The 14,077-nt window shown below is 40.8% G+C and carries 5 protein-coding genes; all 5 read right to left on the bottom strand.

The genetic code is table 11. The annotated features are described in order from the left end of the window. Positions 1–103: 103 nt before the first annotated feature. Positions 104–439: a thiamine pyrophosphate-binding protein gene (locus L2764_RS04340; RefSeq protein ID WP_248939022.1), complete on the bottom strand. Its 336-nt coding sequence runs from the start codon at positions 437–439 to the stop codon at positions 104–106. 569 nt (positions 440–1,008) lie between these two features. Beyond that, on the bottom strand, positions 1,009–4,092 hold the full coding sequence (locus tag L2764_RS04345; RefSeq protein ID WP_248939023.1) for a hypothetical protein: 3,084 nt from the start codon (positions 4,090–4,092) through the stop codon (positions 1,009–1,011). A gap of 1 nt (position 4,093) precedes the next feature. Further along, positions 4,094–5,512, bottom strand: coding sequence for an ATP-binding protein (locus tag L2764_RS04350; protein ID WP_248939024.1), 1,419 nt, complete (start codon positions 5,510–5,512; stop codon positions 4,094–4,096). A gap of 80 nt (positions 5,513–5,592) precedes the next feature. Further along, the gene (locus tag L2764_RS04355) at positions 5,593–11,367 is read right to left on the bottom strand and encodes a contractile injection system tape measure protein (RefSeq protein ID WP_248939025.1); all 5,775 of its coding nucleotides are present in this window, start codon (positions 11,365–11,367) and stop codon (positions 5,593–5,595) included. 35 nt (positions 11,368–11,402) lie between these two features. Next, positions 11,403–14,039, bottom strand: a complete 2,637-nt coding sequence (locus L2764_RS04360; RefSeq protein WP_248939026.1) for a contractile injection system baseplate wedge protein — start codon at positions 14,037–14,039, stop codon at positions 11,403–11,405. Positions 14,040–14,077 lie beyond the last annotated feature (38 nt).

Below are 14,077 nucleotides of genomic sequence, written 5' to 3' on the forward strand. Positions count from 1 at the left end.
AGGTTGCTCTCCTGTCTTTTGGTCGAGACTTGAGCCTACCTATACCGCGGTATAGGTGAAACCTATGCGAGTCACCCCGGCAGAGCCGGGGGTTTACCGTTTGTTAATTAGATTGAGCTTCAGCTCTTGGAACCTGACCAGTAATAGCTAACACAGGGGATCTATCACGTGTGGCATTGTATATACCATTAATTAAATGGATTGCGCCAGGACCAATAGTTCCCACACAAACTGCAAGCTCTTGTGACAACTCAGCTTGAGCTGCTACAGCAAAACCAGCCGATTCTTCATGCCGGACTGTATGCCACTTTATTCTGCCATCTTTTCTAATTGCATCGGTAAATGCATTCATTGCATCTCCTGTAATACCAAATACTTGAGTAACACCATACTCTGACAATTGATGAACAAATTCTGCAGCCACTGAATGTTTTATCATAATTAATTTTCCTATATTGTTTCAGTAATCAGTATAGGCTATTCCCCCCCACCTTAGACGGTAAGGAATTTGAAAGTTTTCTCTAAAGCACAACCCCTTACGATAACCAAAATATGATGTATTACCACCTAGGTATTCATTTAGCCTCTGGTTACTTTTTGACAGATCTGGATGATTATCATACTAAAACCCAAATTGCAGACACTCTCACCCCGCTAAACGTCCACCCGTTTTAGTTTAGCCAATGTTTGAACATCATAGACCAGCTTGTGTAATGGCGCCTCCTGATTTAAATCGATGAGAGACCGTTCTCCCACCACATCAAGTCTCGCTAAGCAATATTGAGCTTCGATTTCGATTAGCAGAGGGGGTTAACTCTGAGCATTGATGTTACAGACAAAAAGATAATATTTGTACATCTGCGGTTATAAACTTTAATATCTTCATCTTATAACCGCAAAAGCGTACTATTATGGATTATCTTCTAAAACAAAACGCTCCATTTACTTTCAGCGGGATCCGACGTTTTCAACTATCAATATATCGATAGTTGAAAACTGACGATAAACTTAGGGTAAATTACCCTCTTTATTTCTTTTAATCCACCAGAAAAAATTCGCGGCTAACAGCAATATGATGAAAATAAAAAAGATAAGCTCTTGCTGGGCTTTCCAATAAGGATCGCAATTAAAAGCTAGCATGACGAGTATCGCCATCACGCAGATAAATCCAATAAAATACCAAGTTCTATAAATACGCCTCAACTGATAGAAGCCTATCGAGGCTAACGCATGAAATAATGCGATTAACGTGATCATAAAAAGCCCAGCCCTTAAATACCAACGATTCGGACAAATAAGATCGCAGGTTTGGGTGGCTAAACTCATCGCGGTATTAATAACACTATTTGTAGTGTTAATAATATCCGAATTATTCCCTTTATAAAAAAAAGCACTATCGATCAGTTGACTGTCAGCTTTACTCAGAGGCAATGTCCAAAAAGCCGTATTTAAGTAGCTCCACTTTGAATAACTCAATACTTGTTTAAGCGCTGAGTTATTATCATTTGTTAATACTAACGGCACCGTTTTATCAAACACTTGACTCACACCATCCGCAAAATCTTTTTCACCAAATAGGGTCCTTAACGCTTTCATTGCAGCCACCCTATCCTCACTGAGTGGCATGGGAGAAGTTAATGATAAAGGTTCAAACAACATAATGAATAAATTAACATATGGTTCTATTTTTATCAGGTTTTCAACGGTATATAAGCCATCGTTTTTCTGAAGCTCATTAGCGGGGATCATCACATTCACATAATACCTATCTTCGACTCCACTCCCAGTCTCCATTTCACCGTTTAATTTTAATTTTAACTTCTTAATAAAGTCGATCATTAAGCTTTGCTCTTTCGGGGTTAATACCGGTAACGCTAAATTAAGCGTTACCCCATCGGCCATGGTTCTTACGGGACTAGCTCCTAAACTTATCAATGGTTTAACCCGATTTATAGGGTAATCCAATAAGGGTTGCTTGATGGTTTGATTAATGTCATCAATGAGATCGTCATTAAAATAATAAGCCGATAAGCGATTTTGATCCGTCAGCTCATCACTCCCCTTATCGGTTGATGTACCAGACGTAACGCCTTGTTCATTTGAAATAACCAAATCCACTTTCACTCGGTATTTATGTGCCGTCGCGATAAAATCAGAGTAAGGGTGACTGTTTTTCCAGTTCATGGGTAACTGTAATTTATAATCTGCACTGACTGCAGCAGAAAAGTAACCAATACGCGTTAATTGACTAAAATTGATTGATTGAGGAGTACTGTCCCAATAAGGCGAAAAACCATAAAAGAATTGAGGGGAATTTCTAATACTGATGTTTTCTGCACAGGGACAATTCGCCGTTGGTTGCCAGATTAATGGCTCCCCCCCCTCTTTCTGAGTGTTTTTTAGCGCCAGTTCAACTAATCCATTAATGGTACTGCTCGATAATGCCGTCACATTAGTCCACTTTAATGCGACTTTAAACAGGTAAGCATTAAGGAATTGCTTATTTTCTAACTGAGTGAGCACGGTTAATTGTAGGCTCGATAAATAGACGAGATTTAATCGCGTTTGCATTTTTGCAAGAGACTCATTGGTCACATAAAACTGTGCTGGCGCTGCGGCCTTATCATCTGTCTTTTTCGTCGCAGGCTGAATATGCACTAAAAGGGCAATATCTTGCCGCATGGATTGGCTTTTTGACGAGGTATTCAGTAGTGGATTTAATAAAGGAACCAGTATTTTATCAATACTGGCTTGACTCTCAAAGGTTTGTCCTACAATTTTTTTAAGTTTAGCTATATTCGTCTGCCAAATCGTTAACTGCTCAATATCTTCAGAGGTTAACCGGTAATATCGTTGAGGTATTTGTTCAGCACTGGGTAACCACAAAACAGCTGGATTAAGCTGTTGTAAATAATACTTATCGACTAAAATATGCAACGCTGTTACCTGACCAAAACAAGACATCATCTCAACACAATTTGTCGCCACTTTCTCCGTTTTATTGTCTGAATTTGAGGTCTTTTCAACCTGAGAAGCCCCCTGTTTTGTCAGCGTTTGTCCCGTGAGTGTTTTTTGCGTTGCTGACCACTGCTTGAATGCCGCCGTTTCCACCGTTGTTCGCCAATCAGGGTAAATCTCTGTTAACTCAGCAATAATCACCAAATCACCAAAAAACTGAGTCACGAATTCATCAATGGGTAACCCAGTATTCAGTGTAAACTCTTCACAAAAATGCTTCAGCCAGCGTTCCGTCACTCTGCCAACAATGCTGTCAGACAGTAAGGTACCGGGTCTTTGATTTCTATCCTTTTGATAATCTTTATTATATTGATAAATAATATATAAATTAGTCTGTACTAAGTCGCCAAACATTTTATTACGCAATAACGGCGTCAGCTTTGTTTGGTTTAATGCCCTCTGACAAGATAATGGTTGAGATATGACCTGCGATCTCAATTGATTGCCAGCTTGGGCTTGGCTTTTATCATTAGGCTGGTTGTGGTTGCTTTCTTGAGTGGTAACGCCACTTGCATCATCTTTTGAAGCCTTGGGCGGCACAGTTTCCTGCGCTTGACTCTTGTCCTTAACGAGATCTTGACTAGAATGAACGTTTCCGTTCTTATCGACAGCCGGATCAACGGTAACGCTTGTCTTCGCTGCTTTATCAGACTTTTTTTCAGTCACTTGAATAGAGTCATCACTAGTAGGTCGTGTCGTAGAATCTGAACTATCACTGCTCACACTGCCCTTTGCTTCATTGACCTTTATTGGATTCGATTTTATGCCCTCTTTTTTTGAATCCGTATCATTATTGTTCCCGTCGTTATCGGTAACCGCTAACGGAGAGCGTTCAATCTGAGACGGTTGAAGAGAATATGGTGAGGTAGATGACAAATCGGGGGCGGTGATCTCCTTTTTTTCATAAGGGGCTGCCGCCAATACCGACTTCATCAATAGCAGGCTCAATAGGCTTAAACGGATGAGGTTAACAATAATAATGAGCCCCCTCAAATAGGATGATCTCACATGACACTGTTGGTTATCAGATAATAACAAGGCAGTGGGGGGCATGATGAATGTCCTATTATTCATGTTAAATCGTTCTCCCTTCTTTTCTTAGCTCTTTCATGACACCCTTAATTAAATCTTGATGTTCAATGATCTCTCGCTCAGATTGCAGTGCACTCATGGCTGCAAACCTCACCACATTGGTGATCGCGCCGCCAGATATTTCATACTTTTCGGCTAATTCAATGAGTTTATCTTGCTCTTCGTCTGCGTAGTGTCCACTCAAAATCTGCAACCATAACTGTAACCTCAACGTTGCATTGGGCATTGGAAAGTAAATCAAAGATTGGAAACGACGAGAAAAAGCAGGATCAATATTGGCACGTAAGTTACTGGCCAGTATCACCACCCCAGGAAAGTCCTCTATTCTTTGTAATAAATACGCAATCTGTTGATTAGAATGACGATCATTTGCACTACTGCTTTGCGTTCGAGTGCTAAATAATGCATCAGCTTCATCAAAGAACAATATCCAATTTTTTGTTTCAGCTTGATCAAATAAATGAGCTAAATTTTTCTCTGTTTCACCAATATATTTGGAAATCAACGAAGATAAATCCACCCGATAAACGGCCATGTTGAGCTCAGATCCGATTAAGGTGGCCGTTAAGGTTTTCCCTGTCCCAGGAGGACCATAGAATAAACTACGGTAACCGGGTTTTAGGCTCTTTCCCACTGACCATTGAGACAAAATATGTTCACCATGCTTGATCCACATGCGAATATGCTCAATGTCATCCACCACTTCTGGGGGCAAAACAAGATCTTCCCATTCTAAATCACTGGTAATACGCTTAGCAGGAAAGGTACTGCTATAATCCAGCAAATCATGACGGTTTCTCAGTATGCGATTAATAAATTCACAGCTCACCGTTAACAGACAAGTTAACAAGGGTTCATCAGAAGACGATGATCTAAAAACGAGCACCTGCTCTTGACTAAAAACATGGCCACTATCGAATAATGACAACAGCTGTAAACGTTTGTTTAAATCGTTACCCGCAATAATAAACATCGCCGTTTCACCCGTTGGTAAAAAACCAGAATGCACTTGCCCTTTTCTTCCACCAAACTCCGTAAATTGACGCTCACATTGTGCGTTATGAATAAAAAATGTATCCAGTATTTGAGGTTGAATATGGGGCAGTAACGCCAAGATAAGCAGCAAACGTTCATCTTGATTTAATTTGTTTTTATGAGCCCATTGGGCATATAAAGCATTATCTAAATGAAGATCCGGTGGAGGAAGGCTGGTGAATATGCTCGATGCCGCTGATGACGTAAAATACTGCTGCAACCGAATCTCTAACGCTTGCGAAAACCAATCAATTTCTCGCTGTAAACAAGCCGCATTATCATCGAATATCTGCTCATCCTCTGTCAATGCATGCTCTACAGTATGCATAGCGCCTTCACCCTGAGGCCTCACCCTTGCTATTTTCATGATATTCCTTATCTAAAGCAGCCTTAAATTATACCAACCAAAATATTTGCGATTATCATAACAACGCCCTATTTATGTCTTTATCGCCATGTCACATGCAGTGGACATTCCATCCAAGGTAATTTGATTAATGAATAGCTCCAAGGTAGCTTATCTAACAACATATCGAAGGCTTTCGGCTGCACTTGCAAATGCCAATGGTTTTTTTCATTATCTTTGCTTAACACGCCATCACGTTGTAAAAATGTCTCCCTAAAACCACTAATAGACGTTTTCCCTATCGCCTGCCAATGCGTGATCACACTATTGAGTAAGTTATCTATTGTCTGTTTCTCTTTGAGCGTGATGTCTGTGCTCGTCGATATTGGCATACTCAGAGAAAGGCCACATAATAATTTATTGAATACCAATAAATATTCCGCGTTGACATCTTTTCCACTAACCAACTGAGCCAATAAATGCACCGCTTTTTGTTTATCTTGGATCATATGGGTTTGCGGTGGCGATACCACGCCTAACACGGTCAATAATCTGGGAATATAAGGTGCGATTAGCACTAAGCCCGCATTATTAATATAAATACGCTGGGATTGTTCTTCAACTTGAGGATCAAAATCCCATTGAGACGTTTGATCAGAATGCTTAACCGTTGACAGCTTCTTATTCGCCTGTTGCTGTTGATTGAATACTGACGACCCAATATCAGGGGCCAAGATCGCCTTCAATATCTCCACTTCCGGCTGATACTCCTTCAATCGATAGCCCTTCAGTGCGTGGCACATCGCTTGCTTGCATTCTTTTGTTGAGGCGACTGTGGCTAATGCTTCTTTTGAAGCGTTAGCCTGTAACGAAGGCTTCGATAATAACGTCGCCAATCGCGGTGAATATTGACTGCTAGGGATCACCTCTAATAAGAAGTCCACAAATAAATCTGTCAATACCGTTTGAGAAAAGCGCCGTTCCTCTAAGATAAAAAACTGATATAAATAACGCCACTTGAGTCTTTCCAGTTCCTTGGTACATGAAAACAAACCATAACAAGCTTGGATCAGTAAATCTGATAGCACTTGGGCTTTTAAATAATCCGTACTTTTTGATAAAACCAGCAAATGTTGTAATACCTCCTCAGGTAAAAACATCACTACTCTTTGTAAGACATCAGCTTTATCAAACTGCTGTAATACACATTCTGCTTGAGACAACGAAGTGAACGATGCGATCTCAAGCGATTTTACTCCATGTGGGGGACTCATATTGAGTGCTCCCTCGCTGAGAGCTGAAAATAATCGCAATACCATCTCAGGCGCTTCGTCTAAACAGGTTTGCATCTGTTGAACAAAAAGGTCCTGCTCATCTGAGCGTCTATTTCCCCTTAAAGGATCGCCTTGTTGTTGAGCTTGGTGATCCTCTGCCCTCTGCATCACGGCATATAAAGCGTCAACTAATAAAAAGTAATGTTTATTTTTCCTCCGTAACGAGACTCTTTTAGGTCCTCTCGTGGGTATATCTTCCACCATGATCTCATGCGAAGCCGTTGATGGCGTTTTGTTGGGGGGAGCTTGGGATAAACGTTCAACAGATGAGCATGCTGAAGGTGAAAGCGCTGATGATAAACATTCAAAATCAGCAACAGACTGAAACCAAAGTGAAATAGTTTCACTCTTTTGGCTATCACAATCATGATTATTGTTATCCTCAGTGATAACATTCGCCTGTTGCGTATGATCCCGCAAAACAGGGCTTGCTTGATAGCGCTCTTGATTAGAGTCTTTGTAGAAAGCGGCTTTAGACACGGCCTCTTGATAAAACGCGCATAGCAGTCTCGATAACCTTCGTGCTTGGGATGATGTGAATGATCCACACACTTGTGCCCAAGGCATTTTATCATGGGATAAACGAAGGCATAGCCGCCAGAAGAGTAATGGATATACTTTTGCTAACAATATAAAGTCATCCGTAAATCCACTGGATAATACCGTGATTTCATTTTCATCGCCCTGCCCTTGATCATCACATGCAGCGCCTTTGAGACTCTTTGGTTTAATCCAAGACTGTTTAAGCCGATCCCATAGTGAAAAATAAAGCCTCTCTGCATTTAATACTTGGTGTATTTGCGCCTCTTCTATTTGAAGCAAGCGCTCAATGTGAAACTCACAGACATGAGCATTGGCCAATATTGCGACCCCAGAGCCAATATCAACCGTATCAGGATCGCTATGACGAGTGTGGTGTCCCATACGATCCCATTCATTATCATCTCTAGGGGCTTGTAAGCCGACCTCTTTTTGTAAAAGGCCCAGAGCCCTGTTATCCGTTTTTTCAACCAAGGCATGCGGCTCAATTAGTCTATTCAATGATTGAATGAGCATGTGATTTAATCGTCTTAGCTTAAAAGACACAGTCGAACGGGTACTGAGACCTTGTATGACTAAGTGTAAAAAGTGTCCATAATGCAGATTATAATGCGCCGCTAATTGTTTTATCAGGCTATCAAGATAGGATTGAGAATTAAACGGTTTCTCTTTTGCTAAGAAGAGATAAGATAACGTCGCCCCCCATAAATAAGGAGCGATGTCCCCCTTATTGACAGTGCAGGCCCGATTAAACATCAAGCTTAACCCTGTGTGACCCCCTTGATCATGCTCTCGACTCCCATTCGATCTATTGGCATTCATTCGATGTCCATGTGGACTTTTTGCCTTAAAAAGCGCCGGAGAGAGATAACAATACGGCGCGAGCTCAAGCATCGAGCGTAAAAGGCCACCAGCAGCGGGGACAAATAATAAACAGAGCTGAATGAGTTGTTGCTCTGTGAGATGAAATGATAAAAAGTAGCGTACATTCGACTGCGCGCCATAATGCATTAACAAGTGTTTTATACTGGTTTTGTGGGGATTATGTTGATGATCAGCATACTGAAATAAGCTTGGCCATACACCTTGTAATTGCTCTACGTTACGCATTTTTAGCGCTTCCCCAAAGAGTGCTAAAAATACAAAGCGATCTTCTTTGACTTTAGGTAAAAAGTTGTCTTGAGATCCATTATCCCGCTTATCCTGTAATCTTGGACCCACTCGATTTAAATAGGCTAATGAAGCAGTGGCAGGCACTAAAAAGGCATCATGGGTCGTTAATAATGTATTTGAGGCCCGTGCCAAAGATGAAAACTCCAAGGATAAAAGTGCCGCGTCATGAGAAACGGCAATGCCGACTTCACCCTCTCCGCCTTTATGCCCTTGCTCTGGCTCTGGAAAAGCAGAAACCGCTTTGTGACGTTTATACTGTCCACTTTTATAACGAGTATCACTGTCATAACGACTCTCACCATTAGCAATGGCAGACTCACTGATGATCAGTTGACTCACACTAGAATGAAATAAAATATCATCAGGTGACGACACACCGATTGAAACCGTCCGCCTACCCAGGATCGCTAACAACATAGCATAGGAACATTGACTTTTTTGAGCTAACCAATCAATAAGCCAAGCAATATAATTAACCGGACAAAGCTGACTGCCCGCATAACAACATAAATACGTTAGACTCGCTTGCCACATCGTCGGTGGATCCAGCATCTTTGCCAGCCTATCCACTCTCATCGGCGCCGTCAGCCCTTGTCTATGATGATCATCCTTGATGGCCTTAGTCAATATGAGCCGACACTGCATCGCTTCTTGCTTCATCAGCCATTGGATCAATGACACGACGTTCGGCATAATGTCAACAAGACTCAGTAAGGTAAAAAACAACTTTTCTGATATGAAGACAACTAATTGCCTCTGTATGGAAGATTGTAACAGCAAACGACTCAACACAAGCTGCAGCCCTTGAGGTCGATTGAGTGTCAATTGAGCCAGAAGCGTTAACAATTGAGGTTCATTTTTCGCATAAATGAGTTCGATCAATAGCGCATTGAGTCTTTCTATGCCCTCATGTATCCCCTTATCTTTATTTGTATGGAGCCTATACAACCAAAAGGGATCCTCCTCAAAGGCTTGCACAATATGCTCATTACTTATTTCCTTATGGATCTCTTCTTCAACATTCTGTTCCTCATCAATAACACGCGTTTGAAAGTCCATATCTTGAAGCAGCTGTAACATACTAAGTTTCAAGGGAGAAGGTTTTGTCACACCGGCTAAGGACACACATAAACTTTGATGTAATTGCCCAGCATACACATTATGATGTGACGCCATATTTTTAATCATATGAGTCAAATAACTTTTACGATTAAATTGACTGCCTCTATCCACCAGCAAATACCCAAGCGTAAATTCCCAAAAGTGCCCATTAAGGGATGCAATAGGCAGTGGACCTTTTGATGCTATAGCAGGCTGTCGATGCTTTACGCTTTTTCCTTGCCTGTCATGATGAACCACACGAGAAGGCAACCCCTCCTTTAGCGCCGTACTTGTTTTCTCACTTTGACTCTTTTCAAACGTGAGAGTTTCAACCGATTGTAATTGCCTATGCAACTCAACAATAAACACATATTCCACCGGCTCCAGCAGCTTAAGGATATCAATTAGCATGGACAAACTCAGTACTCTCGCAAGCTTACCTCTACGCTGACTTTGCTGAGCATGATGACGAAAGGCATGAATGAAAAAATGTCGATAGGGTCCCATTGCCAACGGCCAACACTCGAAGAGCTTATCCTTACGACTCTCTATTAGGCCTTGTAATATCTTACCTTGTATAACAATATCATCTGCTAATACTGGACGATGATAAGAAGTCATATTATCCAATGTAATATGTGGCTCACGACTCACTGACGTTTGATTAAAACGTTGCCCCTCAGCTTGCGGATGTAAGTCTATTGCAACCGAGACAGGAAATGTATTATTATGGACATTATGCGATTGCAGTCCATGCCTAGGCGGTAAAATAACGCCCCATGAATGGGTATTCGCATGTGACGCTAAAGGATAAATGTTCTGCTTTTGGTCTTTTAATTGATCGTTTAATATTTGGCGCTTTAAGTGGCTTTCTCCTGTCTGTATCCAATGCTCTACATGACTTCGTATCCCTACAACATTTTCTGTCGGCAAATAATCCTCAAGTGTACCCAAACACATTATCATGAACGGCATATCATCGACGTTATCAATATCAGAAATGGTGCCTTTACCCCAGGAAAGCCGCTTTAATAACCCGTGGAAAAATCTTTTCAACGCGAATGGCAATAATTGCAAAATCAAGCGTCTGACCATATCACTTCTCTTTTTCGCTTGATGAGACGTGCTAGAAGTGGATGTATTGGCTTTATCAAGTAAGTAGCGATAGATATGATCAGCATATTGCAGCACATAGCCAGACAAATTCCGTTCAAAATCAGCCTGATCCACATTCCAAGGCAAGTAGCCAAATAACAAATAAAATGATAATTGCTGCCATTTTATCGCCTGCTGATGACGAATATTGACTAATGGGTTGTTATCCGTTGCTCCAAGGCTGGAGTGAAGTGGTTTATTGGCGATGTGAGTCTCTCCCTCCCCCCTATTATCAATGACATTATCGATTACACTCTCTACTACATTATCTACCCCACAGCCTGAAGCTGATGACATCAGATTTAACAATGTCTGTTTTAATACTCTCGGTAATTTGTCTTCTAATTGAGTGAAAAAATCTTGTCCCTGAATACAGCCTAAATCAATTTCTAACTTATCAATTTGGATCACTTGATGATGAATAGCACACTCACTAAACACTTTATCGATAAGGGGCAAAATCGTCTGAGTCATAAAGCGTCCAGCTTGCATTTGAAACAGATCATTTTGATACTGTGAATCGAAAGTCACATCAAACGTTGCTTGCTCAATTAAATGCTCACATTCTGCCATATTCGTCCGCTTCTGGGTCAAGTAAGGTGTTGCTACTATGAATGGCTTACTTGTAAAAAATCTAATAACTGCGCAGCCAATCCGTCACACTCTTTAGAGGGGCAAAGTGATAATCGTCTCGCCTCAATCCAAGGAAGATATAACGATTCAAAATGATGCAGTGCTTCAAACTCGAGCCAATGACATATGGGTTGAATATGAGCTGGGCAATGTTTATTGACCTCATCCTCAACCAAACCTCTAAAGCCTTGCTCAATGGTACGACTGGTAAATCCAGACATAACAATATGAACAAAAAAAGACAAAGAGTCGGTGTTCTTTACCGTTTTCGCCGCTTGAGGAGTATCGTTCAATGATGGAGGAGACGTAGAAAGAGGTCGTAATAATATCGGCTCAACGACATACATGCCTTCGCTTTGGGTATTAACATACTTGATATAGTGATTGAGCAATTGTATAAGCCTAACGGCTTTATTTAAGCTATGACTCTCCCCAATATAAATACGCAGACTGTCTTTATCATTGAAGCGATATTCAAAAAAGAGATGATAAACGGTCTCTTTTTGATATATTTTAAAATATTTCGGTTTATGCCCCTTTGTCAAAAAGGTCTTGCTGATCAATTTATGATGAAACAAAGGCAGTTGTAACAATATTTTCTCTATTTTCAGTATACTCAAGGATTGTCTGGCATCATTTAAAGGCACTTCATTCAAAGGATCTTGAAAGGCCACAGCCTGACTTTCTGCTAAGCCTTCCATCCATTCAAACTCAGAATGGGGACTCATTTCTTGCTGATACTCATCATCTGTGACTAAGGTGAGTCCAGCTAAATATTGACAGTAAGGAGCTGCACTCTCAAACAATCCTAAGTGATGACAAAGACGAGCGTGAAAGCCGCCTTTATTCTTATGCGGTTCTTGGTATCGACGATAATCAAACCCGCCGGCTCTTTCTTTCCCTATAGAGATGATATTTTTTAAAAAAGCAATTTTATGATCTAATAACCTTTCATCAAGGGAAGGCTCTTCATCATAGTGATATTGCCTTAAAACATGCCCATCACACTGCTCTCCATAGAGGGCAATTAAATAATCTATCACTCGGCTTTTACGCTCAATAAAAGGATCAAACTTAGCCAGGATAGAATCAAAAACAGTTTGCGCGTTTTGGGGATATAAAGTATGAATATGTTTAATCTCATTTTGAGAAAAAGTATGGAACTGATAACTTTTTTGAGGTTTATCGATAGAAAACAATTGCCTAACCCCTTGCGTATTCGCCCTGAAGTTTGCCATTAATTGTTCAAAGATCAATAAATACCCTCTAAGCTGACTCACCTTGGCTTTGTCTTCTGCTGGCGATGAAGCCATCATGCCATATTGCCCTAATTGATAATGAATAGGGAATTGCTCCAAAATGGAAGAATAAGGCATTAACCAAGGATATATTCCCTTTGGAGATTGATAAATTGAACTGATCTCTTGCCTAACAAAACGTAACGAGTATTGTTTAAAGCGTCTCAATTCCAGACGCGCCTTCACATTACTAATATTGTTAATACAACTTTCTTGCTGCTGACTTAATATCACCTTAAGATCCGCTTCTTTTTGAGGTAATTTAAACCAAACTTTGTCTTGAATAACCTCATGCTCTTGAGCTGATTGCGTGTGATTTTTTGCCGCAGTGTCTTCTATCGTCATGCCTTCAGCAATAAACACGCCTTCGACTAATTGGACGAGTTTTTGTAGCTGTAGATTTGAAACTCGATTAACGCCCTTAATGTTCAGAATTAAACTATAAAGCGATGATAAGGTGTTTACCGACTGTTGCTGATTGATGACTTTCCCATGGGTTAGCTGAGGCCCAAGTAAAATCGTGTCTAAACCGGCTCCCAATCTTTTTCTCTCTTCATAAGTCACTATATCTCGTTTACCCATTAGCCACTCCTGAGTGGCAAAATAAATGTCGGCTAACACCTCATTACAATCAACCGTAGGCTCAATGCCAATATTAGCCACCAACTCATATCCCTGTAATTCAAGGATCCTGACCGCCTCAATATCTTCACATAGCTGTCGGTTACGTCCATAAATACCACTGACCTTCTCAATGATTTTTTGCCGCAAACTGTCACGTTGCTGACATCGCTTAAAAGCCTCTGACGTCAGCTGGAGATCAATTCGATACAATCCTTGCAACTGATTGTCTGTTTCTGCGCCCCTTTTCAAAGCAGGCAGTGCAACAGGCCATACCCACACCTTATCTACCTCTTCCACAGCATCTAAAATCACGGCTTCATAATCGGTCGGGGTACAGGGTCTTGCTGGAAAAATATCTTGTGGAGAATGTAAAGCCAAACGGTCCAGATCCAGCTGATCTAAATGATCCACTAAATAATTTTCAACATTAAACTGGGTTTGGTACATTAATTCGGTTAAAGCAAAACAAGTCTGTTCAAGAATGGTGACGCCTGGATCATGTGTATTAAAATCAGTCCATACCTCGCCTGAAAAGCTCTGTGCATAAGCGATCCCAGCTTGCCTTAAGCTATCAAAACTTAATCCTGCCTCTTTGGGATTATTATGGCTATGTCGTTTAAGGCTACCGTTATCTTGAAGCCCTTTATACTGTTTTTCAGGTTGAGATTGGCTCTTCGGTTGCAGGCTCATATTCAATCCACCTTTCCCTTTGTGCGCTGTCATTCGTT

Source organism: Shewanella surugensis (assembly GCF_023284005.1).
Taxonomy (GTDB): Bacteria; Pseudomonadota; Gammaproteobacteria; order Enterobacterales; family Shewanellaceae; genus Shewanella; species Shewanella surugensis.